At 71.6% G+C, this 25,101-nt stretch carries 28 protein-coding genes; 13 read left to right on the forward strand and 15 right to left on the reverse strand.

Translation table 11 applies throughout. From position 1 onward, the window contains the following. The first annotated feature begins 79 nt into the window (after nt 1–79). Nucleotides 80–772, forward strand: coding sequence for a DUF4232 domain-containing protein (locus ABZ453_RS23820; RefSeq protein WP_359017419.1), 693 nt, complete (start codon nt 80–82; stop codon nt 770–772). A gap of 82 nt (nt 773–854) precedes the next feature. Then, nucleotides 855–2,105 (forward strand): SLC13 family permease, encoded by a 1,251-nt coding sequence (locus tag ABZ453_RS23825; RefSeq protein WP_359017567.1) that lies wholly within the window; start codon nt 855–857, stop codon nt 2,103–2,105. Between the two features lie 25 nt (nt 2,106–2,130). On the opposite strand, the gene ABZ453_RS23830 is transcribed toward ABZ453_RS23825, so the two are convergent. Both ABZ453_RS23830 and ABZ453_RS23835 read right to left on the reverse strand, forming a co-directional pair. Then, nucleotides 2,131–4,050, reverse strand: coding sequence for a ricin-type beta-trefoil lectin domain protein (locus tag ABZ453_RS23830; protein ID WP_359017421.1), 1,920 nt, complete (start codon nt 4,048–4,050; stop codon nt 2,131–2,133). A 390-nt stretch (nt 4,051–4,440) separates the two neighbouring features. Then, the gene (locus ABZ453_RS23835; RefSeq protein ID WP_359017423.1) at nt 4,441–5,346 is read right to left on the reverse strand and encodes a helix-turn-helix domain-containing protein; all 906 of its coding nucleotides are present in this window, start codon (nt 5,344–5,346) and stop codon (nt 4,441–4,443) included. A gap of 63 nt (nt 5,347–5,409) precedes the next feature. On the opposite strand from ABZ453_RS23835, the gene ABZ453_RS23840 reads away from it, so the two are divergent. Next, nucleotides 5,410–6,228: a phytanoyl-CoA dioxygenase family protein gene (locus ABZ453_RS23840; RefSeq protein ID WP_359017425.1), complete on the forward strand. Its 819-nt coding sequence runs from the start codon at nt 5,410–5,412 to the stop codon at nt 6,226–6,228. A gap of 29 nt (nt 6,229–6,257) precedes the next feature. Here the strand turns inward: ABZ453_RS23840 and ABZ453_RS23845 are convergent, their stop codons facing one another. From ABZ453_RS23845 to ABZ453_RS23855, 3 genes are all read right to left on the reverse strand, one after another. Beyond that, complete coding sequence (locus tag ABZ453_RS23845; protein WP_359017427.1) at nt 6,258–7,229, reverse strand: aldo/keto reductase; 972 nt, start codon at nt 7,227–7,229, stop codon at nt 6,258–6,260. 71 nt (nt 7,230–7,300) lie between these two features. Further along, complete coding sequence (locus ABZ453_RS23850; protein WP_359017429.1) at nt 7,301–7,834, reverse strand: flavoprotein; 534 nt, start codon at nt 7,832–7,834, stop codon at nt 7,301–7,303. 42 nt (nt 7,835–7,876) lie between these two features. Further along, on the reverse strand, nt 7,877–8,338 hold the full coding sequence (locus ABZ453_RS23855; protein WP_359017431.1) for a nuclear transport factor 2 family protein: 462 nt from the start codon (nt 8,336–8,338) through the stop codon (nt 7,877–7,879). A gap of 134 nt (nt 8,339–8,472) precedes the next feature. On the opposite strand from ABZ453_RS23855, the gene ABZ453_RS23860 reads away from it, so the two are divergent. Beyond that, on the forward strand, nt 8,473–9,024 hold the full coding sequence (locus ABZ453_RS23860) for a TetR/AcrR family transcriptional regulator (protein ID WP_359017433.1): 552 nt from the start codon (nt 8,473–8,475) through the stop codon (nt 9,022–9,024). A gap of 3 nt (nt 9,025–9,027) precedes the next feature. Here the strand turns inward: ABZ453_RS23860 and ABZ453_RS23865 are convergent, their stop codons facing one another. The 3 genes from ABZ453_RS23865 to ABZ453_RS23875 all read right to left on the reverse strand — a co-directional run bounded on the left by ABZ453_RS23865 (nt 9,028) and on the right by ABZ453_RS23875 (nt 11,033). After that, a complete protein-coding gene (locus ABZ453_RS23865; RefSeq protein ID WP_359017435.1) occupies nt 9,028–9,234 on the reverse strand; it encodes a ferredoxin in 207 nt (68 codons plus the stop codon). Nucleotides 9,235–9,247: 13 nt separating this feature from the next. Then, nucleotides 9,248–10,447, reverse strand: coding sequence for a cytochrome P450 (locus tag ABZ453_RS23870; protein WP_359017437.1), 1,200 nt, complete (start codon nt 10,445–10,447; stop codon nt 9,248–9,250). A gap of 166 nt (nt 10,448–10,613) precedes the next feature. Then, entirely contained in the window at nt 10,614–11,033 is a 420-nt protein-coding gene (locus ABZ453_RS23875) for a nuclear transport factor 2 family protein (RefSeq protein WP_359017439.1), read from the reverse strand. A 178-nt stretch (nt 11,034–11,211) separates the two neighbouring features. Between ABZ453_RS23875 and ABZ453_RS23880 the strand changes: the two genes are divergently transcribed. Next, complete coding sequence (locus tag ABZ453_RS23880) at nt 11,212–11,664, forward strand: nitroreductase family deazaflavin-dependent oxidoreductase (RefSeq protein WP_359017441.1); 453 nt, start codon at nt 11,212–11,214, stop codon at nt 11,662–11,664. Nucleotides 11,665–11,766: 102 nt separating this feature from the next. On the opposite strand, the gene ABZ453_RS23885 is transcribed toward ABZ453_RS23880, so the two are convergent. Then, nucleotides 11,767–12,735 (reverse strand): cation diffusion facilitator family transporter, encoded by a 969-nt coding sequence (locus ABZ453_RS23885; protein ID WP_359017443.1) that lies wholly within the window; start codon nt 12,733–12,735, stop codon nt 11,767–11,769. 98 nt (nt 12,736–12,833) lie between these two features. Between ABZ453_RS23885 and ABZ453_RS23890 the strand changes: the two genes are divergently transcribed. Then, entirely contained in the window at nt 12,834–13,844 is a 1,011-nt protein-coding gene (locus ABZ453_RS23890; protein WP_359017445.1) for a glutathione S-transferase C-terminal domain-containing protein, read from the forward strand. Between the two features lie 17 nt (nt 13,845–13,861). Next, a complete protein-coding gene (locus ABZ453_RS23895) occupies nt 13,862–14,164 on the forward strand; it encodes a DUF4235 domain-containing protein (RefSeq protein WP_133043615.1) in 303 nt (100 codons plus the stop codon). Nucleotides 14,165–14,179: 15 nt separating this feature from the next. On the opposite strand, the gene ABZ453_RS23900 is transcribed toward ABZ453_RS23895, so the two are convergent. Next, entirely contained in the window at nt 14,180–14,572 is a 393-nt protein-coding gene (locus ABZ453_RS23900; RefSeq protein WP_133043614.1) for a VOC family protein, read from the reverse strand. A 310-nt stretch (nt 14,573–14,882) separates the two neighbouring features. On the opposite strand from ABZ453_RS23900, the gene ABZ453_RS23905 reads away from it, so the two are divergent. Genes ABZ453_RS23905 through ABZ453_RS23915 form a run of 3 tightly spaced genes read left to right on the forward strand, consistent with a single transcriptional unit; the run spans nt 14,883 to nt 17,096 of the window. After that, entirely contained in the window at nt 14,883–16,127 is a 1,245-nt protein-coding gene (locus ABZ453_RS23905) for a helix-turn-helix domain-containing protein (RefSeq protein WP_359017448.1), read from the forward strand. Nucleotides 16,128–16,173: 46 nt separating this feature from the next. Further along, nucleotides 16,174–16,536 carry a DUF1304 domain-containing protein gene (locus tag ABZ453_RS23910; protein WP_240859411.1) on the forward strand — a complete coding sequence of 121 codons (363 nt, stop codon included), beginning with the start codon at nt 16,174–16,176 and terminating at the stop codon, nt 16,534–16,536. Then, a complete protein-coding gene (locus tag ABZ453_RS23915) occupies nt 16,533–17,096 on the forward strand; it encodes a TetR/AcrR family transcriptional regulator (RefSeq protein ID WP_359017451.1) in 564 nt (187 codons plus the stop codon). Before ABZ453_RS23910 ends, ABZ453_RS23915 begins: the two co-directional genes overlap by 4 nt. A gap of 50 nt (nt 17,097–17,146) precedes the next feature. Here ABZ453_RS23915 and ABZ453_RS23920 read toward each other — a convergent pair whose 3' ends face one another. Then, nucleotides 17,147–18,109, reverse strand: a complete 963-nt coding sequence (locus ABZ453_RS23920) for a helix-turn-helix domain-containing protein (protein ID WP_359017453.1) — start codon at nt 18,107–18,109, stop codon at nt 17,147–17,149. A 71-nt stretch (nt 18,110–18,180) separates the two neighbouring features. On the opposite strand from ABZ453_RS23920, the gene ABZ453_RS23925 reads away from it, so the two are divergent. Further along, nucleotides 18,181–19,131, forward strand: coding sequence for an NADP-dependent oxidoreductase (locus ABZ453_RS23925; RefSeq protein ID WP_359017455.1), 951 nt, complete (start codon nt 18,181–18,183; stop codon nt 19,129–19,131). 34 nt (nt 19,132–19,165) lie between these two features. Here ABZ453_RS23925 and ABZ453_RS23930 read toward each other — a convergent pair whose 3' ends face one another. Both ABZ453_RS23930 and ABZ453_RS23935 read right to left on the reverse strand, forming a co-directional pair. Next, entirely contained in the window at nt 19,166–20,272 is a 1,107-nt protein-coding gene (locus ABZ453_RS23930) for an NAD(P)-dependent alcohol dehydrogenase (RefSeq protein WP_359017457.1), read from the reverse strand. A gap of 39 nt (nt 20,273–20,311) precedes the next feature. Further along, entirely contained in the window at nt 20,312–21,766 is a 1,455-nt protein-coding gene (locus ABZ453_RS23935) for an aldehyde dehydrogenase family protein (RefSeq protein WP_359017459.1), read from the reverse strand. A 103-nt stretch (nt 21,767–21,869) separates the two neighbouring features. Here ABZ453_RS23935 and ABZ453_RS23940 point away from each other — a divergent pair, with 103 nt between their 5' ends. Then, entirely contained in the window at nt 21,870–22,307 is a 438-nt protein-coding gene (locus ABZ453_RS23940) for a MarR family transcriptional regulator (RefSeq protein ID WP_359017461.1), read from the forward strand. A gap of 159 nt (nt 22,308–22,466) precedes the next feature. Further along, the gene (locus ABZ453_RS23945) at nt 22,467–22,847 is read left to right on the forward strand and encodes an anti-sigma factor antagonist (protein ID WP_359017463.1); all 381 of its coding nucleotides are present in this window, start codon (nt 22,467–22,469) and stop codon (nt 22,845–22,847) included. 20 nt (nt 22,848–22,867) lie between these two features. Here ABZ453_RS23945 and tuf read toward each other — a convergent pair whose 3' ends face one another. After that, the gene (gene tuf / locus ABZ453_RS23950; RefSeq protein ID WP_359017465.1) at nt 22,868–24,061 is read right to left on the reverse strand and encodes an elongation factor Tu; all 1,194 of its coding nucleotides are present in this window, start codon (nt 24,059–24,061) and stop codon (nt 22,868–22,870) included. A 55-nt stretch (nt 24,062–24,116) separates the two neighbouring features. Further along, nucleotides 24,117–25,070: a ribose-phosphate pyrophosphokinase gene (locus ABZ453_RS23955; protein WP_359017467.1), complete on the reverse strand. Its 954-nt coding sequence runs from the start codon at nt 25,068–25,070 to the stop codon at nt 24,117–24,119. Between the last annotated feature and the right edge of the window lie 31 nt (nt 25,071–25,101).

Consider the following 25,101-nt stretch of genomic DNA (forward strand, 5'->3'; position numbering starts at 1 on the left):
GGACATGTATGACGGGGCACAGAGCGCCGTACGCACGCGCTGTGGCGTGTGCGGGCAAACTCCGGGAGTGTTGAGGACCATGGCGAACAAGTCCCCCTCCGTCCACCGGGCGGCCCTGGTGGCGGGCGCGGCCCTGCTGCTGGGCACGCTGACGGCCTGCGGCAGTGGCGGTGACAGCGGCGCGAGCTCTCCACAGACGTTGAGCGGCACGGCCGCGCCGGCCACCGGCGGCGCCACCACCGGCTCGGCGAGCGCGTCCGTCACCGCCTCGGCCTCCGCGCCGGGCAGCACGGCCGGAAAGGCCACTCTCACCGCGGGCAAGCCACCGTCGCAGACGGCGTCGGCCGCCTCCAGGAGCCGCTGTCACACCTCCGAGCTGCGGGCGAGCGTCGGGCGCAACGACCCCGGTGCCGGGCAGGAGAACTTCCCGATCGTGCTGACCAACACGTCCTCGCGCACCTGCACGGTGCGCGGCTATCCGGGTGCCGCCTTCCTCGACGCGTCGGGCAAGCAGCTCGGCCCGGACCCGGTGCGCGAGCCGGGGACACCCACGACCGTGACGCTGGCGCCCGGCAGGAGCGCCTGGGCCGGGATGACGTTCTCCAACCCCGGCGTCAGCGGCGCGCACGCCGCCACCCCCGCGGCGCTGCTGGTGACCCCGCCGGACGAGCGGGACCCGTTGAAGGTGACGTGGACGGGCGGTCCGGTGCCGGTCTCCGGTAACGCGTCCTCCGTACGCCTGATGGTGTTCGCCCCCGGGACGGGCCCCTGAACAGCGGGGTCCTGACGGGCCTCTTACCGGGGCCTGATTTCATGGAGCCCTCCCGCCTCGCGTCGCCCTGAAGGACCCTGCCCTGAACACCCCGCTCGCCGAAGCCCTGTCCGTCGCTCTGCTCGCCGCCGTCCTCGGCTTCGCCGTCGTCCGCCCGAAGGGGCTGCCTGAGGCGGTGCTGGCCGTGCCGGCGGCGGGGATCGTGATCGCCACCGGCGCGATCCCGCTCGCCCACGCCAGGGAGGAGGCGGCGCGGCTCGGCCCGGTCGTCGGCTTTCTGGCGGCGGTGCTGGTGCTGGCCCACTTCTGTGACGTCGAGGGGCTGTTCCAGGCGTGCGGGGCGTGGATGGCCCGCTGGGCGGCCGGGTCGCCCGGGCGGCTGCTGACCGCGGTGTTCGCGCTGGCCTCGGTGATCACCGCGGTGCTCAGCCTGGACGCCACGGTGGTGCTGCTGACGCCGGTGGTGTTCGCGACGGCCGCCAGGGCGGGCGTACGGGCCAGGCCGCACCTGTACGCGTGCGCCCATCTGTCGAACACCGCCTCGCTGCTGCTTCCGGTGTCCAACCTCACCAACCTGCTGGCGTTCGAGACGAGCGGGCTGAGCTTCACCCGGTTCGCCGCGCTCATGGCGCTGCCGTGGGTGGTGGCGATCGGCGTCGAGTACCTGGTCTTCCGGCGCTTCTTCCGTGACGACCTGAGCGCCGCCGCCCACTCCCCCGAGCCCGGCGAGACGCCCGGGCTGCCGCTGTTCGCGCTGATCACCGTCGGCTGCACGCTGGCCGGGTTCGTGGTCGCCTCGACGCTCGGCGTGGAGCCGGCGTGGGTGGCCGCCGCGGGCGCGCTGGTGCTGGCCGGCCGGGCGCTGGTACGGCGGCGCGCCACCCCGCTGGCGGTGGTGAAGGCCGCCTCGCCCGCGTTCCTGGCGTTCGTGCTGGCGCTCGGCGTCGTGGTGCGGGCGGTGGTGGACAACGGGCTCGCCGACGCGCTCGGCCATGTGGTGCCCAGCGGTTCGGGGCTGCTCGCGCTGCTCGGGATCGCCGCGCTGGCCGCCGTCCTCGCCAACCTGATCAACAATCTGCCGGCCGTGCTGGTCCTGCTGCCGCTGTCCGCCGCGGCCGGACCCGGCGCGGTGCTGGCGGTGCTGCTCGGGGTGAACATCGGCCCGAACCTGACCTACGCCGGGTCCCTGGCGACGCTGCTGTGGCGGCGCATCGTGCATGGGCACGGGCAGGACGTGCACCTCGGGCACTTCACCCGGCTCGGCCTGATCGCCACCCCGGCCGCGCTGGTGTCGGCCGTTGCGGCGCTGTGGCTGTCGCTGCAGGTGATCTGAGGCCGAGCGGGCCCGGGCCCGGCGGTCAGTGGCGGCCGCCTCCGTAGCCGCCCCAGCCGTAGCCGCCGCCCGCGCCGCCGTAGCCGGGCGGGCCTTGGCAGTAGGCGGGGTTGTAGGAGCAGTAAGGGTTCGAGGGGTACGGGTTCGACGGCGTCGGCCGGGCGGTGGTCGGCTTCGCGCTCGGTGTCGGTGTGGCGGTCGGCGTGGTCGAGGCCTTGGGTGCGGCCTTCTTGACGGAAGGCGACGGCTCGGCCCCGGTGTCCGCGTCCCAGTTGACGACCTGCATCTGCAGGTCGGCGCGGGAGGTGTCGAACGCCCAGCGCTGGGCGTCGGTGTCGTCGCGGGTCTTGACGACGAGCGCGCCCGAACCGTCGGTGGCCGCGGGGCTCAGTGCCAGGTTCTGGTTCCAGCGCGGCACGACGGTGCCCTGCAGGGTGAAGTCGTAGCGGATGTTCTTCGGGTTGCCGGCCGTGCACGGGGCGAGCTGCACCGAGTAGGCGAGGTGGGAGTCGAGGCAGAGCTCCGGGTCGGCGACACTGCGCAGCCGGCCGTCCGTCTCGTACGCCCACTGCTGGCCGGTGGCCGAGGAGCAGGTGGCGAGTTCGGTCTCGGCGCCCTGGACGACCTTCTTGCCGACGACGGCGATGCACAGACCCGAGTCGAGGTTGTGCAGTCGGCCCTGGACGTCGCCCTGCGCGGCCTCGGCGGCGCTGATCCAGGAAGGGTGCTCGGCGGCGGTGCTCCGGCCGGGCTCGGGGGTCGGGGAGGCGTGGCCCCCGGCGGTCGGGGCGGGGTCGTCGCCCGAGCCGAGGACGGACCACAGGACCACCGGCAGGACGACCAGTCCGCTCACGGTCAGCACGGCCGCCGTGAGGTTGCGGCGGCGGGCCGCGGCACGCCGTGCGGCCTTGTGCGCCGAGCGGCGGGAGGCGGGACGGGCACCCGGCGCGGTGTCGGCGGGGGCGCCGGCCGCCGGGAAGGCCTCACGCGTCCGCATGAACGGCGTGCCCGGCGTCGTGAAGGGTTCGCCCGCCATGGTGAACGACTCGCCCACGATCCCCTGGGGCTTGGGCGGCCGGGCCTCGGCGGGCGGCGGGGTGCCGTCCCGCAGGGGGCCCGCGATCCGGGACTGCACATAGGCCTGGGCGCCCCAGCCCAGGACCGCCTCGGCCAGCGCCAGGCCGAGGCCGTGGTTGAACTGGGCCAGCTGGTCCGCGGTGTGCCGGCAGTGCGTGCAGCGCGCGAGGTGCTCGGCGAGGTCGGGGTCGACGTCGATGCCGCCGCGCCGATAGGTGACGTCCAGCATCCGCAAGTAGCGTCGGCACTCCTGCTCGGGCGCGAGTTCGCGGTGGACCTGCAGGCACTCCTCGCGCAGCCGGTCGCGGGCCCGCCCCAGCTCGACGCGCGCGTCCTCCACCTCCAGACCGAGCAGCCCGCCGGGTATCTCCAGCGGTTCGGCCTCCACCTCCACGTGCCACAGCACGCAGCGGAGCGACTGGGGCAGCCGTTGGAACGCCCCCGACAGCAGGCGCCGTTCGGCCGAGGGCAGCAGATGGGCGACGACCCGGTCGCCGCCCTCGGCCGCGGAGCGCAGTTCGGGGTGGAGGTGTTCGCGGCGGTGGTCGTTGTCCCACTCGGCCGCGATCCGGCGCACGGTGACGAGGAGTTGGGGCCGCCAGGCGGAGGTGGGGCCGTTCTGCCGCAGGGTCTCGCCGAAGAGGCGGGTGAACGCCGCGGTGGTCAGCATGCCCGCGGCGGGAGTGCCGTCGGTGCACAGCCGCGCGTAGGCGAACCCGGCCTCCCAGTGCCGGTCGAGGAGCTCACCGACGGGCTGCAGCGCGGGCGTCGTTCCCGTCCACTTCTTGAGTTCGGCACTCAGTTGCTCGTCCGTCACCTCGAACCGACGGGCAGATGTGGGGGAATTCGACAGGCCGACGTCTTTCACGGCTGCATTCCTCTCGGGGCATGCGCATAAAGTCCATACCAATTGGCATGGGGACCCGTCGGCAAGGCGACGAGTCCACTCGTACGGGTTCGGCATCTCGAACGTCCGCCGGAGACAGCTCTTTTGAAGCTCGGGAACGAACGGGAGTGGCCTCGCGCGCACAGTGAAAACGTGCATTTTCTGTGCGCCGACGACGCACACCTTTTCACAGGTCAGCGAACCGGAACAAGGGATCCCGCGGTTTTGTGCATTGCGCGCGGGGCGCCGGAGTTTGACGAATCGTCAATCCACGGGAAGAAATTTCCCGCCGCCGGGCCGGGACGCCGGACGAAAACCATTGAGCGACCTCCCCCACCAGACGCGCTGCCGGTCGCGCCGGCGTACGCCGGTTCACTCCCCAACCATTGAGCCGTTCGCCCGGTACACGCCGGGCGGCACCCCGTAGCGGGCGCGGAAGACGCGATTGAAGTGGAACGGGCTCGCGAACCCCGAACCCGCGGCCACCCGCTCGACCGAGAGGTCGCTGCCCTCCAGCAGCCGGGCGGCGTGCCGCAGCCGCGCCTCGCGCAGGGCGCGCATCGGGGACTGGCCGAGTTGCTCGGTGAACAGATGGGCGAGGCGGGAGGGCGAGAGGGAAACGCTCGCGGCCAATGAGCGGACGGTGTGCGGGGCGGCCGGGTCGGCGGCGATCAGCGCCTCGGCCCGGCGTACCCGGGTGTCGACACCCGCGACGGGCGGGGCCGGGCACGCGCCGGCGGCCGTGAGCAGGACGACCTCCTCCAGCGCCGTCTGGGCGAGTTCCCGGGCTGCGGCGCCGTGCGCCACGGCGACCCGGTCGTCGTCCGACGCGGCGGCGGGCGGCGCCTCGGTTCCCGTCCAACGGGCGTCGGCGAGCATCCGGCGGAACGCCGCCTCGACGCGGCCGTGCAGTGCGGCCGGGGTCGGTGTGACGGTGTACAGCCCGTCCCCGGCGCCGTACGGGCGCAGCCACGGCGTCCAGGAGGGCCGTGCCTGGCAGTGCGCCCACCAGAACCGCCAGCCGGGGGCGCCCGGTTCGACGCCGTACTGGTGCCCGACGCCCGGGGCGAGCACCACCAGGTCCCCGGCGCGGGCGCCCGCCTCCGCGTCGCCCTGGCGCAGCCGGCCCCGGCCGCCGGTCGTCCAGGTGAACAGCCAGCTCCGCGCGCCGCGAGGCCGGTTGATGACATAGCCCGGGCCTTCGTCGTAGTGGCCGATCACGACCAGACCGGGCGGCGGCGCAGCAGTCCCGGGCAAGTGGTCAGCGTTCACGGGCATCCTCCTGGTGAAGGCCGCAGCCTAGCGTGACCAGGGGGAGGAACCCGACCGAGGAGGAGACTGATGACAGTCACGGACAAGGGCGCGTCCGGCGCGGAGATCCTGACCCAGGACGGGCTGCGGCGGTTCGCGGAGGACGGCTTCACTGTGGTGCGCGGACTGTTCGGGTACGACGAGATCGAGCGGCTGTGTGAGCGGTTCGCGGCGCTGCACGCGGGCGGGCCGGTGCCGGGACACTTCGAGCCGCGGGAGTCGGAGGATCCGCTCGCCGCGTACCCGAGGGTGATGCACCCGCACGAGATCGACGGCCTCGCGCGGAGCGTGCTGCTCGACGCGCGGCTGCGGACGGTGCTGCAGGCCCTGCTGGGCGAGGAGGTGCTGGCCGCGCAGAGCATGTTCTACTTCAAGCCGCCAGGAGCCCGGGGGCAGGCGCTGCACCAGGACAACTTCTATCTGCGGGTGGAGCCGGGCACCTGTGTGGCGGCGTGGGTGGCCTGTGACGTGATCGACCGGGACAACGGCGGCCTCGAGGTGGTACCCGGCACTCACCTCATGGATCTGTTCTGTCCGGAGGAGGCGGACCGCGAGGTGTCGTTCGCCCGGGAATACGTCCCTGCGCCGCCGGGTCTCGCGGCCGTGCCCGTCGACATGGCGCCGGGGGACGTCCTGTTCTTCAACGGCAGCCTGGTGCACGGCTCCGAGCCCAACCGCACGGCCGACCGGTTCCGCCGCTCGTTCATCGGCCACTACGTGGGCCGCTCGGCCGAGCGCATCGGCGTCTACTACCGCACGCTGACCATGAGCGGCGAGCCCGTGCGGCTCGCCGAGAGCGAGGGAGCGGGCCCCTGCGGCACGGAGTTCGCACCTCAGGGGCCCCACTAGGCGAATCCCACGGAGCGGACCCGCACCGGTCAGCTGTGCCCGACGATCGGGTGCGGGGTGTAGGGCTGCTGGAGTTCCTCGATCTCCTTGTCGCTGAGTTCGAGGTCGACCGCGGCCACCGCGTCCTCGATGTGGTGCGGCTTGGCGGCGCCGACGATCGGGGCCGCCACCGTCTCCTGGTGCAGCAGCCAGGCCAGGGCGACCTGGGCGCGCGGCACGCCCCGGTCGTCCGCGATCCGGGTCACGGCCTCGACGACGGTGCGGTCGCTGTCCGGGTACAGACGGCTGCCGAAGTTGTCGCCCGAGCTGCGCTCGGTGACCGTGCCCCAGTCCCGGGTGAGCCGGCCACGGGCCAGCGGGCTCCAGGGCAGCACGCCGACACCCTGGTCGGCGCAGAGGGGCAGCATCTCGCGCTCCTCCTCGCGGTAGAGGAGGTTGTAGTGGTTCTGCATGGACACGAACCTGGTCCAGCCGTGCCGCTCGGCGACGTACTGCATCTTGGAGAACTGCCAGGCGAACATCGAACTGGCCCCGATGTAGCGGACCTTGCCCGCCTTGACCACGTCGTGCAGGGCCTCCATGGTCTCCTCGACCGGGGTGTGCGGGTCGAAGCGGTGGATCTGGTACAGGTCGACGTAGTCGGTGCCGAGCCGGCTGAGGCTGTGGTCGAGCTCGCTCAGGATCGCCTTGCGGGACAGGCCGGCGCCGTTGGGGCCGGGCCGGGTCCGGCCGTGCACCTTCGTGGCGAGCACGATCTCGTCGCGGTTCGCGAAGTCGCGCAGCGCCTTGCCGACGATCTCCTCGCTGGTGCCGTCCGAGTAGACGTTGGCCGTGTCGAAGAAGTTGATCCCGGCGTCGAGCGCCTGCCGGATCAACGGCCGGGACGCCTCCTCGTCGAGCGTCCACTCGTGCGTGCCTCGGTCGGGCAGGCCGTAGGTCATGCAGCCCAGACAGATCCTCGATACGTCCAGGCCCGTCGAACCGAGCTTCACGTACTGCATCGTTGCCGCTCCTGCCTTCGGTATGGGGGTATCCGAGGGGAGCGTACGTCCTCGTGCCGGAGGGCTGAACGTCATCGCCGCCCGAGCAGGTCCAGCGCCGTCTCCCAGCCGAACTCCGGTCGCGCGCCGTCCGCTCCCACCTCGCCGGAGTACGGCTCGCCGAACCGGACGCCCATGCCGCGCAGCCGGGTCAGGCTGTCCCGGTAGGCGGGATGGGTGGCCAGGGAGTCGGCGACGCACGGGAGGACGGCGACCGGGACGCCGAGGCCGTAGGACTCGCAGAGGGTGGCCACGGCGAGGGTGTCGGCGAGGCCGGCCGCCCACTTGTTGACCGTGTTGAAGGTGGCCGGCGCGACCACGACCGCGTCCGGGGGCGGAAAGGGACGCGGGTCGCCGGGGCTGCGCCAGGCGGAGCGTATGGGGCGGCCGGTGCGCGCCTCGACGGCCGCGGTGTCGAAGAAGCCGTTCATGGCGACCGGGGTGGCGATGACGCCGACCTCCCAGTCCCGTTCCTGCGCGGCGGTGATCAGCCTGCCCACGTCCGCGGCGATCCCGGCGGCGCAGACGACGACGTAGAGGAAGGGCTTCCCGGCCTGTTCGGTCATCCCGAGACCCTACTGAACGGGAGCCCTGCTGAACCGGCAGCCCTACTGAAGCGGGAAGCTCTCCCCGCGTTCGGCATCGGGGCGCGGGCCGTGGATGCGGCGCTCCTTCTCCTCGATGGGGACGTCGTTGATGCTGGCCTCGCGCCGGGTCATCAGGCCGTGCTCGTCGAACTCCCAGAGCTCGTTGCCGTAGGAGCGCCACCACTGGCCGGCGGTGTCCCGGCACTCGTACTGGAAGCGGACCGCGATGCGGTTGCCGTCGAAGGCCCACAGGTCCTTGCGCAGGGCGTAGTCCAGCTCGCGCTCCCACTTCGCGGCGAGGAAGCCGACGATCTCGGCGCGTCCGGTGACGAAGGTGTCGCGGTTGCGCCAGACCGAGTCCGGCGAGTAGGCGAGCGCCACCTTGTGCGGGTCGCGGGTGTTCCAGGCGTCCTCGGCGGCCTGGACCTTCCGTACCGCGGTCTCGCGGGTGAACGGGGGCAGGGGCGGGCGGTCGGCGGCCATGGGTTCCTCCTCGGCGGATGGGCGGGCAGTGACAGAGAACGAGCGTTCTCCATCTTGGCTGCTACCGTAGGAGAACGCTCGTTCTCACGTCAAGGAACGCCGCGCACGAGGAGGTCGTACACCGCATGGCCGTCATGGACAGCGCAGTCGCGCGGGAGCAGGCGCTGGACGCCGCCGAGGAGTTGTTCTACGGACGGGGCGTCCAGGCCGTCGGCATGGACGACATCCGGGGCGCCTCCGGGGTCTCCCTCAAGCGGCTCTACCAGCTGTTCCCGACGAAGGAGCAGTTGCTGGAGGCGTATCTGGAGCGGCGGGACGTGCGCTGGCGGGATCGACTGGCCGCGTTCGTGGCGCGGCGCGAGGATCCCCGGGAGCGGATCCTCGCGGTGTTCGACTGGCTGGAGGAGTGGTTCGGCGAGGACGGCTTCCGCGGGTGCGCGTGGATCAACTCCTACGGCGAGCTGGGCGCCACGTCGACCCGGGTGGCGGCCCAGGCACGAGCGCACAAACAGGCGTTCCGCGGCTACCTCGCCGGGCTGGTGGCGGACGCGGGGCTGCCCGGCACGCTGGCCGGGCAGCTGTTCCTGCTGGCGGAGGGCGCCATGGTCACCGCGGGCATCACCGGGGAGAGCGAGCCCGCGCGCGAGGCCCGTGAGGCCGCGCGGGTGCTGGTGCGGGCCGGCTGAGCCTCACCCCTCGGCCACGGTGATCGCGCTCACCGGGCAGGCGCGGGCGGCCTCCCGGACCATCGGGTCGCCGCCGCCTTCCTCCCGGCCCGGCAGCAGCGTGCTGAAGCCGTCGTCGTCCTGGGCGAAGACCTTCGGGGCGGCGAGGGCACACTGGCCGGCGCCGATACAGACGTCCCTGTCGATCTCGATACGGGTGTCGGTGTCCATGGCCTCGAGCCTCTTACCAGGTCACGGGGAGTTCCAGCATCCCCTGGATGGTGTCGCCGGGCTTGAAGGGGATCTCCTCGGGCGGGGCGGCCAGGCGCAGTCCGGGCAGCCGGTCGAAGAGGGTGTGCAGGGCGATCTCCAGCTCGGCGCGGGCCAGGTTCTGGCCGAGGCACTGGTGGATGCCGAAGCCGAAGGCGACATGGTGACGGGCGGGGCGGTGCCAGTCGAGGGTGTCGGGGGCGGGGTAGACGTCCGCGTCGCGGTTGACGACCGAGGTGGAGAAGACCACGCCGTCACCGGCCCGGATGGTCGTGGAGCCGGCCTCGATGTCCTCCGTGGCCCTGCGCAGCAGCCCGTCCGCGATGGACAGCAGACGCAGCAACTCCTCGACGGCGTCCGGGAGCAGCCCCGGGTCGGCCCGCAACTCGGCCAGTTGCCGAGGGTGTTGGAGGAGGGTGAAGGTGCCCAGCGAGATCATGTTGGCGGTCGTCTCGTGACCCGCGACCAGCAGGATGGTCGCGAACGAGATGACTCCCCGGCGGTCCAGCACGCCCTCGCGCAGCTGCCCGTGGACGAGTTCGTCCAGCACCCCGTCGCCGGGCTCCGACTGCTTCTGCTTGCGGTCGATCAACTCCTCGAAGTAGCGGTCCAGTTGGTCGCGTGCCTCCTGGACGTCGGTGACCGCGGGGCCACGCAACAGCCGCCGTGACTGCGCCTCGAAGAAGTCGTGGTCCTCGTACGGGACGCCGAGCAGCTCGCAGATCACCATCGACGGCACGGGGAGCGCGAAGGCGTTCACCAGTTCGGCGGGCGGTCCCTTCTCGGTCATCGCGTCCAGCAGCCCGTCGACGATCCGCTGGATCCGCGGCCGCAGTTCGGCGGCGCGCCGGAGGGTGAAGCTGGGCACCATCATGCGTCGCTGGACATGGTGCTCGGGGTCGTCGACGGCGAGCAGCGCGACCCTCCGGTTCTTCACCGCCGCGAAGCGCTCGGTGGGCGCCGGGAAGCCGGGATGGCTGCGGTCGGTCGACAGGCGGGGATCGGCGAGCAGTTGGCGGGCCAGGGCGTGTCCGGTCACCAGCCAGGCGGGACGGCCGTCGTAGAGGGTGATGCGGGCGAGCGGGCGAGCGGCACGCAGGGCGTCGTAGCCGTTGGGCGGGTGGTAGGGACAGGTCCGGTCCTGGGGGAAGGCCACAGGTTCCGTTTCCGTCATGGAAGACCTCGCAGACGATGAGTGCGTCGTGCAGATCTTCATTAGATGCCCGGGGCATCTAATGGGACGACGAACAGTTCGGCCAGATCGGTGACGCGGGGATTCTGGCCGAGGATGCTCGCTCGGGCTCCGGCGGCCCGGCCGTGGTCGGGGACCGGTCGGCTCCTCAGCCGAACGCCCGGCTGACGGCGAGGCTGTCCTCGTAGACGTGGTGACGGGTGATACGGCCGTCCGCCGCCGTGAGGTGCAGCGCGAACCTGGCCTGATAGGGGCGTCCGGTGGGCCTGGCGGTCTGCCGGATCTCGCCGAGTACGACGGCGTGCTCGCCGTCGACCAGGATCCGCTCGATCCGCGTCGCCGCGCGCTCCGGGATGTGCTGGGCGGCCAGTTCCCGGAAATGGGCGGCGGCCTCGGCTCGGGTGGCACGGTGGCGGATCCAGGGCGTGGCGGCGCGGCCGTGCTCGTCCTCGGGCCAGTTCACCAGCCAGTCGACGTCGGGAGCGTACAACTCGGCGATGCGCTCCGGGTCCCCCTCGCCGATGCGGCGCAGCAGTTCCTCGACCACGGCCCGGGTCGTGACGGTCATGGGCGTTCCCTTCCGGTGGCTGTCGTCGACACTGTGCCGCGCCCGTGCGGGTGAACGCGATGACCCGCGGGGTAATGGTGTGGTTCCGCGGGCGGTGCGATAGGGATGAACCATGCGGGCACCTGTGTTGAAGCACGGTGCCAGTCGAGCACCAGAACACGACGATGGGACGGATGCCATGCCTCTCGAGGGCGAGTACGTACCGAGTCCGGAGCAGTGGGTTCGCGATCAGGTGGAGCTGTACGAGAGCTCCGGTGGCACGAAGGGCACGACCCTGATGGACACCGGGATGCCCGTCATCGTGCTGACCACCCGCGGCGCGAAGAGCGGCAAGATCCGCAAGACGCCGCTGATGCGTGTCGAGCACGACGGGCGGTACGCGGTGGTGGCTTCCAAGGGCGGCGCTCCCGAACATCCCGTCTGGTACCACAACGTCAAGGGCGATCCCCATGTGGAGCTCCAGGACGGGCCGGTGAAGCGGGACTACACGGCCCGCGAGGTGACCGGCGCTGAGAAGGACGAGTGGTGGGAGCGCGCGGTCGCGGCCTATCCGCCGTACGCCGACTACCAGAAGAAGACCGACCGGGAGATCCCGTTGTTCGTGCTGGAGCCGGACGACGCGAACGGATGATCCGGGCCCGGCCCGGTCGCTGGTGGACCGGGCCGGGAGAGAATCTCGGGGAAATTCTCCGGGAGAAGACGCATGTTCCGGTGAGTGCCGGGCACGCGTGGGTCAGGCCCCGCCGCGTTCCCCCGTCGCGGCGGGGCTTTCCAGTGCCTCCTCGGCCGGCCGGTCGGTGATGTCGAGGAAGATCTGGTCGGCCTCCGGCACGCTGCTCGCCACGGACCGCTTGATGCGTACGGCGACCTCCTCCACCCGCTCGCTGTCCAGTCCGGGGACCAGGTCGACCCGGGCGGCGACCAGGGCCTTGTCGAGGCCTGTCTTCATGGTGAACAGCGCCTCGACGCTGTCGATCTCGGGCTGTGCCTCCAGCACCTCCCGGATCCGGTCGGCCGCCTCCGGGTCGGCGGCCTCCCCGATCAGCTGGTCGCGTGCCTCACGGCCCAGGTGGTAGGCGACGTACACGAGCAGCGCGCCGATCACGATCGAGGCCGACGCCTCCCAGGCCACCTGCCCGGTGACCATGTGCAGCGCCATGCCGATGGCGGCCACCGTCACACCGAGCACGGCCGTGCCGTCCTCGGCGACCACCGTGCGCAGCGCCGGGTCGCGCAGCCCGCCCTTGCCGCCCTGCCGGCGCACCTGGTGCAGGGCCCGCAGCAGGGAGGCGCCCTCCGCGAGGAAGGCGACGCCGAGCACGACGAGGCCCGCCACATAGCCGCTGGTCTTCTCCTCGGCGCCGTTGCGGAACGCCTCGACGCCCTGGAAGAAGGAGAAGCAGCCACCCATCACGAAGATGCCGACGGCGGCCAGAAGGGACCAGAAGAAGCGCTCCTTGCCGTAGCCGAAGGGATGGCGCCGGTCGGCCGGCCTTCTGCTGCGGCGCAGCGCGGCCAGCAGGAAGACCTCATTGAGGCTGTCCGCCACCGAGTGCGCCGCCTCCGACAGCAGGGCCGGCGATCCGGCGATCAGGCCGCCCGCCGCCTTGGCCGCCGCGATCACGAGGTTGGCCGCGAGCGCCACGAGTACCGTGACGCGTGTCCTTCGATCCGCCTGGTTGTCCGAGGATGTCCTACTCACCTTCGCCGACTGCCCCTGACGGTTGGGATCACACCGTGCGGGCGGCGGAATTCGGGGAACGCGGTTGTCAGAGCACCGGCGACATGGGAGGACGAGGCATGGGCGGGGGCAACGAGGCGTACGGCAAGAAGGCCTTCAAGCGGTCGAAGAGCCATTTCACGGACCGCATCACCGCGGACGGCCGGGACGGCTGGCCCGTGGAGGCCGGCCGATACCGGCTGGTGGTCAGCCGTGCCTGTCCGTGGGCGAGCCGTGCGGTGATCTCGCGCCGGCTGCTGGGCCTGGAGGGCGCGCTGTCGATGGGCATCGCCGACCCGATCCAGGACGACCGCAGCTGGCGCTTCACCCTCGACCCCGACGGCCGTGACCCCGTCCTCGGTATCCACTTCCTCAGTGAGGCCTACGACCGGCGGGAGAGCGGGTACCCGGGCGGGGTCAGCGTGCCCGCGATCGTCGACGTACCCAGCGGGAAGCTGGTGACCAACGACTACCAGCAGCTCACCCTGGACCTCGCCACCGAGTGGACGGCCCTGCACCGCCCCGGCGCGCCCGACCTGTATCCGCACGCCCTGCGCGACGAGATCGACACGGTGATGGCGGACGTTTACGAGGACGTCAACAACGGTGTGTACCGGGCGGGTTTCGCCAACGGCCAGGAGGAGTACGAGGCCGCCTGCGCCGGTGTGTTCCGGCGGCTGGAGCTGCTGGTGCCGCGCCTTGAGCGGCAGCGGTACCTGGTCGGGGACACGATCACCGAGGCGGACATCCGGCTGTTCACCACGCTGGTGCGGTTCGACGCCGTCTACCACGGCCACTTCAAGTGCAACCGCTGGAAGCTGACGGAGAATCCGGTGCTGTGGGCCTACGCCCGCGACCTCTACCAGACGCCCGGCTTCGGGGACACCGTCGACTTCGATCACATCAAACGGCACTACTACCAGGTGCACACCGGTATCAACCCGACCCGGATCGTGCCCCTGGGCCCGGATCTGTCGGGCTGGCTGACGGTCCATCACCGGGAGGAGCTGGGCGGCCGGCCGTTCGGTGACGGCACCCCGCCGGGCCCCGTGCCGGCGGACGAGCGGGTCGCTGCGACCGGGCGCCCCTGACGACGAAGGAGTAGGACATGGCCAAGAAGAAGAAACTGAAACTGCCCCTCGCCTACAAGCCGCTCGGTTTCGCGCTCGGCTGGGTGAGCGGATCCCTCGCGGGGCTCGCCTTCCGCAAGACGTGGATGGCGATCCGGCACGAGGAGGACGCGCCCGACGCGCTGGACAAGGACCGCGGCTGGGGGGAGATCCTGCTGGCCGCCGCGGTGCAGGGCGCGATCTTCGCGGTGGTGCGCAGCGCGGTGGACCGCGGCGGGGCCAAGGCCATCGAGCGCTCGACCGGCGTCTGGCCGGCCGCCGACGACGGCGGCCGGGACTGACGCGGCCCCTGTGCCTCAGCCCTGCTTCGGGGCTGTCGGTGTGGTGCGGCGCAGGGTGAAGGAGTGGCCGGCCGGGTCGGCGTACCCGCGTTCCTCGTACGGCCCGGCGGCGTCCTTGGTCTCCAGTGGGCGCCCGCCGAGTTCCACCACCTTGCGCTCGGCCGCGTCCAGGTCCGTCACGACGAAGTCGAGATGGGCCTGGAGCGAGTTCTCCGGGCGCGGCCAGCTCGGCGGCGTGGCGTTCACATCGCGGCGGAAGGCCATCCGGGAGCCGTCGGCGCTCCTGATCTCCACGCGGTTGGCGGTCGCGTCCGTCTCCTCGGCCTCCAGCAGTTCCTTGTAGAACACGGCGAGCTTCTCGGGCTCGGCACAGTCGAGCACCACGTAACCCGCTTCGACCAGTGGCATGTCTCCTCCGAAGGGTCCCGGGCGCGGGGCAGGTCGTGTCCCGCCGCCCTCACCCTGTCGGATATCCCGCGCCCGCCGATTCAGTCGGCCACCAGCCACTCCCCGTCCCGCATCACCTCCCCGGACGCGGGTGGTGCTGACCTATGTGGCGGGGCGGGAGGTGTACGCGGCGCAGGACGCGTGAGCGCCGCGAGACGATCCAACGGGCTCGCGCCGGTCCGGGCCCGTTGTCGCGGGCCGACAATCCGCGGGTCCACGACTGTCCGCCGGTGATGAGCCCCGCCGTATTACCGGCGGGTATCGTCGCCGGATGCCGAAGAGAGCCGCTGTGACCGAGGACGATCCGGGCGGCCCGTTCAACGCCCTGCCACCGGACCTGCACCGCCATCTCAGACCCTTCTTCGCCGACATCACGCAGGAGGTCGTACGGGCGATCCAGACCGAGATCCCCGAGTACGCACGGCCCGCCGACGACGCGTATCTGCAGGGGGTGCACCGGGGTGTGGACCACGCGCTGCGGGGACTGCTGGAGCGGATGGCCGAGCCGGACACGGACTGGGAGCCGGTGAAGGCGACGTACCGGCGCATCGGTCGCGGGGAGGCGGAGGAGGGCCGCAGCCTCGACTCGTTCCAGTGGGCGCTGCGCCTCGGCGCCCGGGTCACCTGGCGGCGGGTGAACGCGCTGGTCGACGCGGACCTGCTGCCGCGCAACGTACTGGCGGCGTTCGGCGAGGCGCTGTTCCTGCACCTGGACGAGATGGCGGCCGCGACCACGGCGGGGTACACGGAGGCGCGGCTGCGCGAGGCCGGTGAGCTGCAGCAGCGCAGGTCGCGGCTGGTCGACCTGCTCACGGCCGATCCCCCGGCCTCCGCCGAGGCCATCGCCGAGCTGGCACACGGCGCGCGCTGGCCGGTGCCGCGGGCGCTGGCCCTCGTCGCGGTCGACCAGGGTCCGCGGCGCGGCCGGCAGCCGATCGTGGCGCCGGAGTTCCTGTCCCGCTTCGATGTCAGTCCGGCCGTGGTGGTCGTGCCGGATCCGGAAGGCCCGGGCCGGGCGCGGGCGGCGGCCGCGGCCCTGCACGGGCTGCGGGCGGCGATGGGGCCGACGGTGGCCCTGCACGAGGGTGCGCGGTCGCTGCGCTGGGCCACCCAGGCGCTGGACCTGGTCCGCCGGGGTGTGCTCACCGACGAGGGGATGGTGCGCTGTCAGGACCACCTGGCGACCCTGCTGCTCCTGCGCGACGACACCCTGATCGACGCCCTGGCCGCGCAGCGGCTGCGCCCGCTTGGCCGGGTCCGCCCACCGCAGCGCGAGCGTCTCGCCGAGACCCTGCTCAGCTGGCTGCAGTGCGGGCACAACGCGAGCGAGGTCGCGGTGCGGCTGGCCGTGCACCCGCAGACGGTGCGCTACCGGATGCGGCAGCTGGACGATCTCTTCGGCGCCCAACTGCACGACACGGCGGCCCAGTTCGAGATGCAGCTGGCGTTACGGGCACTGGAGCTGCGCGGGGACACCGTCACTTCCTGGACTTCCTGGACGGATGTCCAGCTATAGTGGACACCTGTCCAGGAAGTTGGTTCGGAGAACTCGGAGTCCAGCAATGCAGACGGTCGCGAACGTGCTGGTCGGTCTGGTGGCCGCCCTGCACGCCTACATCCTCGTGATGGAGATGTTCCTCTGGCAGAAGAAGCCCGGGCGGGCCCTGCACGGGTTCGACCGGGAGATGGCGCGGGCGACCGCTCCGATGGCCGCCAACCAGGGCCTCTACAACGGCTTTCTGGCCGCCGGGCTGGTCTGGGGCCTGATCGCGGCGGACCCGACGGGCTACCGTGCCCAGGTGTTCTTCCTCTCCTGCGTCGTGGTCGCGGGCGTCTTCGGCGCCGTCACGGCCAACCGCCGCATCCTGTTCGCCCAGGCCCTGCCCGGCGCGCTCGCCCTGGCCGCCGTGCTGATCGCGCGGTGACCCGGCCGGCGCCCGAGGACCCGCGGGCCGCGCGCACCCGGGCGCGGCTGAGGGAGGCCCTGCTCGCGGAGTGCGCCGAACGCCCGCTCGCGGAGGTGGGGGTGGCGGCGCTGGTGCGCCGGGCCGGGGTCGGCCGGGCCACGTTCTACGTCCACTACGCCGACCTGGAGGCGCTGGCGGTCGACGCCTGCGCGGATGTCGTACGCGAGGCCGTGGAGGCGCTGCACTCCTGGACGGGCCGCCCCGACCCGGTCCACGCGCCGCCCGCGCTCGGGGAGTTCTTCGCCTCGCTCGCCCCGCACGCCGGTCTGTACCGCGAGTTGCTGACCCCCGGCGGCGGCGGTCCGCTGGGCCGGGTGCTCCACCGGGATCTGCGCGCCTACAGCCTGCGCGAGCGTGAACGCGCGGGCACCGCGGACGCCCCGCTGGTCGCCTCGGCGGTGGCCGCCACCTTCGCCGGGGTACTGGCGGACTGGCTGCACGGCCTGCTGGACGCGGACGCGGCTGCCATCGCCGATCAGGTATGGCAATTGCTGGTGGCGCTGCACGCCAGCCGCTGAGCGCTGAGCCCGAGGCACCGCGACGTGCCGTCGATCCGCTGTCACCCCGCTCAGCCGACGGCCGCCGCCTGAAACGTGCGTCGGTACGTCTGCGGGGACACCCCGATCGCGGCGTGCAGATGCTGGCGCAGGGACGCGCCGGTGGCGAAGCCGACCTGGCCGGCGATCTGGTCGACGGGCAGATCGCTGGACTCCAGCAGGTGCCGGGCGCGGGCGACGCGCTGCTGGATCAGCCAGCGGCCGGGGCTCAGGCCCACCTCGTCGTTGAAGCGGCGGGCGAAGGTGCGCAGGCTCATCCGGGCGTTCGCGGCCAGGTCCGCCAGGGTGAGCGGTTCGTCGAGGTGCTCCAGGGCCCACGCGCGCGTGGCGGCCGTGCTCGCGGCGCCGCTCTCCGGCACCGGCTGCTCGATGTACTGGGCCTGGCCGCCGTCCCGGAACGGGGGGACGACGCAGCGCCGGGCCACGGCGTTCGCCAGTTCGCTGCCGTGGTCGGTGCGCACGATGTGCAGACAGACGTCGACACCGGAGGCCGCGCCGGCCGAGGTGAGGATGCGGCCGTCGTGCACGAAGAGGACGTCGGGGTCGAGGTCGACGTGCGGATAGCGGCGCCGGAAGGCGTCGGTGACCTGCCAGTGCGTGGTGGCCCTGCGGCCGTCGAGCAGGCCGGCCGCGGCGAGTACGAAGGCGGCGGTGCAGATGGAGACGATCCGGGCGTCCGGACGGATCCGGGCGAGCGCGGCGGTGACCTCGGCGGGCAGCTCCACGGGGATGTGCGAGGGCGTCATGGAGGCGACCACGACCGTGTCGGCCGTGGCCAGGATCTCGGGTCCGTGCTCCACGCCGATGGTGAAGTCGGCGCAGCTGCGCACCGGTCGACCGTCGACGCTGCACGTCAGCACCTCGTAGCGGCCGTCGGCCGCGCCGAAGATCCGGCTGGGGATGCCCAGCTCGAAGGGGTACACACCGTCCAGGGCCAGCACCACGACCCGTTCCACCCGCCGCTGATCACTCATGGCACGATTCTATCGAAGGTTGGCAATCGTGCCATTTTCCTGGCGGGCGGGCCCCGGCAGGCTGGTTCACCATGAGCGATGTGAAGACGATGCGAGCCATCAGCCAGGACGTCCTGGGCGGTCCCGAGGTCCTCAGGGAAGTGGAGTTGGAGCGGCCCGAGCCGCGTACGAACGAGGTGCTGGTGCGGGTGCGCGCGGCCGGCGTCAATCCGACCGACTGGAAGCACCGCGCGACCGGCGGATTCCTGGGCGAACCGCCCTTCGTCCTGGGCTGGGACGTGTCCGGCGTGGTCGAGGCGGTCGGGGTGGGCGTGGCCCGCTTCCAGCCCGGCGACGAGGTCTTCGGCATGCTGTCGTACCCGTTCGGCCACGGCTCGCACGCCGAGTACGTCACCGGTCCGGCGCGCTGGTTCACGCACAAGCCGGCCTCGATCGACCACGTCCAGGCGGGCGCGCTGCCGCTGGTGTCGCTGACCGCGTGGCAGGCCCTGGTGGAGTACGCGGACGTGCGACCGGGACAGCGGGTGCTGATCCACGCGGCGGCCGGCGGGGTCGGGCACGTGGCGGCGCAGATCGCCAAGGCGCGTGGCGCGTACGTGATCGGTACGGCCAGCGCGGGCAAGCACGAGTTCCTGCGCGGGATCGGCGTCGACGAGGCGATCGACTACCGGGAGACGGACTTCGCCGAGGCCGTGAAGGACGTGGACGTCGTCCTGGACACGATCGGCGGCGACACCTCGACGCGTTCACTGCGCGTACTGCGCCCGGGCGGCATCGTGGTGTCGATCCTGCCGGTCGGCTCGCCGGACTTCCACGAGGAGGCCGGGCGGCTGGGCGTGCGGTCGCTGCGGATGCTGGTCGACGCCTCGCACAGCGGTATGGCGGCGATCGCGGCGCTGGTGGAGGCGGGGAAGCTGAGCGCCACGATCGCCGGCACCTTCCCGCTGGCCGATGCCGCCGAGGCGCACAGGCTCGGCGACACCGGCCGGACCACGGGGAAGCTGGTCCTGACGGTCGACTGAGTCAGACCTTCGGCCCGGTCGGACGTCAGCCCGGTCAGAACGTCAGCACGGGCTTGATCGCCTTGCCCGCGCCCATGTCCCGCACCGCCTGGTCGATGTCCGCGAACGGATACGTGCTGATCAGGCGGTGCAGCGGCAGCCGGCCCTCCTTGACCAGGTGCACCAGGGAGGGGATGAAGGACTGGGTCTCGGCGTCGCCGAGGGTGAGGCCGACGACCTGCTTGCCGCCCAGCAGCCCGTTGACGTCCAGGGCGACCTCGGTGCCGAAGGGCGGGGCGCCCACGACGACCAGGGTGCCGCGGGCGGCGAGCGCGTCGACGCCCTGGCGCAGGACGGCGACGTTGCCGGTGGTCTCCACGATGCCGTCCGCGCCCTGTCCGCCGGTGATCTCGGCAAGCGCCTCGCCGAGGTCGCTCTCGCCGGCGTCCACGGTGTGGGTTGCGCCCAACTCCCTGGCCAGGGACAGCCGTTCGCCGACCCGGTCGACGGCGACGATCCGGGTGGCGGGGGTGAGGGCGGCGGCCATGACGGCGGAGAGGCCGACGGCGCCGGCACCGAGGACGACGATCGTGCTGCCGGTCACCGGCTTCAGCACGTTCCAGACGGCGCCGACTCCGGTCTGCACACCGCAGCCCAGCGGGGCGATGGACTCCAGCGGGACGTCCGCGTCGACCTTGACGAGGCTGCGCTCGTCCACCAGCGCCCGCTCCGCGAAGGAGGACTGGCCGAAGAAGTGGCCGCCCAGCGGCTCCCCGTCCCGGCTGATGGTGCTGCTGCCGTCGGCGCGGCGGCCGCCGATCAGGTTCAGCGGCAGCCAGGTCGCGCAGTACGCGGGGTGGCCGCCGTCGCAGTTGCGGCACTCACCGCAGGAGGTGAAGGAGAGCACCACGTGGTCTCCGGGTGCCACACCGGTGACCGCCGGGCCGACGGCCTCCACGACACCGGCGCCCTCGTGGCCGAGGACCCCGGGCAGCGGGAAGGGCAGGCCGCCGCTCGCGACGCCGAGGTCGGTGTGGCACAGGCCGGTCGCCACCATGCGGACCAGTGCCTCGTGCGGCCCGGGCTCGTCGAGCTCGACCTCGGAGAGCGTGAACGGCGCTCCGCCGGACTCGACGACCGCGGCGCGGGTGGAGATGGACATCGTACGGACTCCCTTTGCTTTCGGGCGCGTTCAGCGGGCTCAGTCGAGCGAGACGACGACGGACTTGACCTTGGTGTAGGCGTCGAGGGCCTCGCGGCCGTACTCGCGGCCGTATCCGGAGTCCTTCACACCGCCGAAGGGCACCGCGGGGTCGAGCATCGCCCAGTCGTTGATCCAGACGATGCCCGCCTGGAGGCGGCCGGCGATACGGTGGGCGCGGGCGAGGTTCTGCGTCTGGATGCCCGAGGCCAGGCCGTAGGGCGTGGAGTTGGCGAGCTCGACCGCCTCGTCCTCGGTGTCGAAGGGCTGCACGGTCAGGACGGGGCCGAAGATCTCCTCCTGGACCACGCGGGAGTCGTTCGACAGGTCGGCGACGACGGTCGGCTTGTAGTAGTAGCCGCCGTCGAGGTCGAGGCGCTCGCCGCCGCAGACGATGCGGCCGCCCTCCTTGCGCGCGAGGTCGATGTACTCCTCGACCTTCTTCAGGTGCTTCTCCCCCGCCATCGGTCCGACGACGGTCTCGGGCTGCCGGGGGTCGCCGACCGGCACGCCGGGCACGGCGTCGGCGAGGATGCCGAGCAGGGTGGCGTAGACCGGGCGGGAGACGAGCAGACGCGGGCCGCCCATGCAGAACTGGCCGGTGTTGAAGACGAACGCCTTGATGATCGCGCCGACCGCCTTCTCCAGGTCGGCGTCCTCGAAGACGATGTGGGCCGCGTTGCCGCCGAGCTCCATGGTCACGGGCTTGAGGGCCTCGCCGGCCACGCTCGCGACATGCCGGCCGATGGCGGTGGAGCCGGTGAAGGCGACCTTGTCGACCCCGCGGTGGCGCAGCAGTGCCTCACCGGCGACCGGGCCGGCACCGGTGACGACGTTGACCACGCCGTCGGGGACGCCCGCCTTCTGCAGCAGCCGGGCCATGTACAGGGCGCTGAGCGGGGTCTCGTCGGCCGGCTTGTGGACCACGGTGTTGCCGGCGGCGAGCGCGGGGCCGAGCTTCGAACCGGCCAGGATCAGCGGGAAGTTGAACGGGGTGATCGCGGCGACCACGCCGATCGCCTCGCGCCTGGTGTACGCGAGGGCGTTCATGGGGGTGTCGCGCACGGAGCCGTCCAGCGAGTGGGCCAGGGCGGCGAAGTGCTCGTAGTCGTTGGCCGCGTTGGTGATGTCGACGGCGTGGCACAGCGAGATGGGCTTGCCGACGTCCAGGCTCTCCAGCCGGGCGAGTTCGTCGGCGTTCTCGCGGATCAGCTCGGCCACCCGGTGCAGGATCCGGCCGCGCTCACGGCCGCTCAGCCCGGACCAGGTCCCGCTGTCGAATGCCTCGCGGGCCGCTCGTACGGCCGCGTCCACGTCGGCGGCGCCCGCCTCCGCGACGGTGGTGACGACCGCGCCCCGGGACGGGTCGACCACCTCGGTGCGCGCTCCGTCGGCGGCCTCGCGCCACTGCCCCCCGATGAACAGCCGTCCGGGTTCGATCTCGAAGGTGGTCATCACTACTCCTCAGCCTCTTCGCCAAGATTTCAACAAACAGGATTCCTGTTGGTTCGCAGTTTCATTACAGACAGGTTTCCTGTCAATGCTCTAGGCTGGATTCATGCTCGACACCCAGGCTACGAAGACTTCTCCTTCCCTGCTCTATATGGTCAAGCAGGTGGAGCTCGTGGTGCGCTCCCATCTGGACGAGCTGGTCAAGCCGTCCGGGATCACCGCGCTGCAGTACACCGCGCTGACCGTCCTGGAGCGGCACGACGGGCTGTCCGCCGCACAGCTCGCCCGGGACTCCTTCGTCACCGCGCAGTCCATCGCGGACCTCGTGCGGTCCCTGGAGAACCGCGGCCTCGTGCGCCGGGAGCGCAACCCCCACAACCGCCGCGAACTGCTGATCCTGCTGACCGACGCCGGGCGCGAGCTGCTCATCCAACACGCGGCTCCCGTAAGGGAGTTGGAGGAGCGAATGGTCCGGGAACTCACGGCACACCAGACCGAGCAGTTCCGCCAGGCACTGTCCAAGGCGTGGCACGCCCTGTCGTAGGCGTGCGCCGGCGCAACCCTTCCTCGCAATTGGAAGACATATGTCAATCGAACATGCTCAAATTCACTCGTTCGAGGGTAACTTGCAGGGCGGGGAAGGGATGTGCGCCCGCTCGGTACCCGGGGGCACCATCAGGAGCAGGTTGGAGGCGAGGTCGTCGTGCAGCAGGAGCCTGCGCCGTTCACCCGGCATCTGCGCGTCCACCAGGACCGGGGCCACACGGTGCTGGAGTTCCGGGGTGAAATCGACATCGCCGCAGCGACGGAGATCGCCCCGTACCTGGACGAGGTGACGGCGCAGCCATCGGCCCGGCTGGTGATCGACCTCCGCCGGACCGAGTTCTTCGACTGCTCCGGACTGCGCCTGCTCTACCGGGCCCGCAGCCGCTGTCTGGAGCACGGCGGCGAGCTGCGGCTCGTGTGCACCCACCCGCTCACCCTGCGGATCATGCGCGTCACCGGCCTGTCCCGGCTGCTGCCCGCCCATCCGACCCTGGACGCGGCCCTGGGGCAGCCCGAGGCCACGTCCGGGACGTTATGAGGCTCCCTGCTGGAGAATCCTCACTTCAGGATCTTCGTCACCTGCCCGGCGCCCACCGTGCGGCCGCCCTCGCGGATGGCGAACTTCAGGCCCTCCTCCATCGCGATGGGCTGAATCAGCTGCACCCGCATGCCGGTGTTGTCACCCGGCATCACCATCTCCGTGCCCCGGGGCAGCGTCACCACGCCCGTCACGTCCGTGGTGCGGAAGTAGAACTGGGGGCGGTAGTTCTCGAAGAACGGCGTGTGCCGGCCGCCCTCGTCCTTGGACAGGATGTACGCCTGGCCCTCGAACTCCGTGTGCGGGGTGACCGTCCCGGGCCTGATGACGACCTGTCCGCGCTCCACGTCCTCCCGCTTGACCCCGCGCAGCAGCAGTCCGACGTTCTCGCCGGCCCGGCCCTCGTCGAGCAGCTTGCGGAACATCTCGATACCGGTGACGGTGGTCCTCGTCCTGGTGTCGTGGATGCCGATGATCTCGACCTCGTTGTTGACGTGCAGCACCCCGCGCTCGATCCGTCCGGTGACGACGGTGCCGCGGCCGGTGATCGTGAAGACGTCCTCGATCGGCATCAGGAACGGTTTGTCGACGTCCCGTTCCGGCTCGGGGATCGCGGTGTCGACCGCGTCGAGCAGGTCGAGCACCGACTGCGTCCACCGCGGATCTCCTTCGAGTGCCCGGAGCGCGGAGACCTTGACCACCGGGACGTCGTCGCCGGGGAACTCGTACTCCGTCAGCAGCTCGCGCACCTCCAGCTCCACCAGCTCCAGGATCTCCTCGTCGTCGACCATGTCGGTCTTGTTGAGGGCGACGACGATGTACGGCACGCCCACCTGCCGGGCCAGCAGGACGTGCTCCTTGGTCTGCGGCATCGGCCCGTCCGTGGCGGCGACGACCAGGATCGCGCCGTCCATCTGGGCCGCGCCGGTGATCATGTTCTTGATGTAGTCCGCGTGTCCGGGGCAGTCGACGTGCGCGTAGTGGCGGCGCTCGGTCTGGTACTCGACATGGGCGATCGAGATCGTGATGCCGCGCTGCCGCTCCTCGGGAGCCTTGTCGATCTGGTCGAACGGCGTGAACGGGTTCAGGTCGGGAAACCTGTCGTGCAACACCTTGGTGATGGCCGCCGTGAGCGTGGTCTTCCCGTGGTCGATGTGACCGATGGTCCCGATGTTCACGTGCGGCTTGGTCCGCTCGAACTTCGCCTTCGCCACCGCAACCCCTCCTGCGCATCCCTGTGATGCCGAGCGTTGCTCCGTCACCTCATGTCTATTCGTTCCGCGGCGCGTCGAACAGGGCGCTGACGGACTCGCCGTTGTGAATGCGCCGTACGGCCTCGGCGAGCGCCGGGGCGACGGTCAGGATCCGCAGTTTCTCGGTGCGCTCCTCCTCCGGGATCGGCACGGTGTTGGTGCACACGATCTCCAGGACGTCCGGCTGCTCCCCGATCCGTTTCAGCGCACCGGCCGCGAACAGTCCGTGGGTGCAGGCGACCCGGATCGAACGCGGCCCCAACTCCCGCAGCCGCTCCAGGAGTTCGAGGACCGTACTGCCCTTGGCGATCTCGTCGTCCAGGATGATCACGTCCCGGTCGGCGACCTCGCCGATCACCGAACTGATGGTGACCCGGTCGTCCGCGTACCGCTGCTTGGCGCCGGCGGCGACCTGGGCGCCGATCATCCGGGCGAAGGCGGCGGCCTCCTTGGCGTTGCCGAGGTCGGGCGAGACGACGGTGGTGCGGGTCAGGTCGTACCGCCGGAAGTACGCGGCGAGCTCGCGCCGGGCGTGCAGATGGTCGACCGGAACGGAGAAGAAGCCGTGCACCTGCGGCGAGTGCAGGGTCATGGTCAGGACACGGCTCGCGCCCGCCGCCACCATCAGGTCGGCGACGAGCCGGCCGCCGAGGGAGATGCGCGGCGCGTCCTTCTTGTCGGAGCGGGCGTAGGAGTAGTGCGGCATGACGACGCTGATCCGGGCCGCCGAGGCCCCGCGCGCGGCGTCGCACATCATCAGCAGCTCGACGAGGTTCTCCTGGACCGGCTTGACCAGCGGCTGGATCAGGAAGACGTCGCGCTCGCGGCAGTTGGCCTGCAGCTGCACCTCGAGGCAGTCGTTGGCGAAGCGGCTGACCCGGGTGGGGCTGAGCGGCACGCCCAGATGCGCGCAGACCTCGGCGGCGAGCTCGGGGTGGGCGCTGCCGCTGAACACGGAGATGTCTCGCACGATCCGCTCCTCGCATGATCATGACGGGGGG

Origin of the sequence: Streptomyces sp. NPDC005799 (assembly GCF_040630525.1) — a bacterium.
GTDB classification, from domain to species: Bacteria; Actinomycetota; Actinomycetes; order Streptomycetales; family Streptomycetaceae; genus Streptomyces; species Streptomyces griseorubiginosus_B.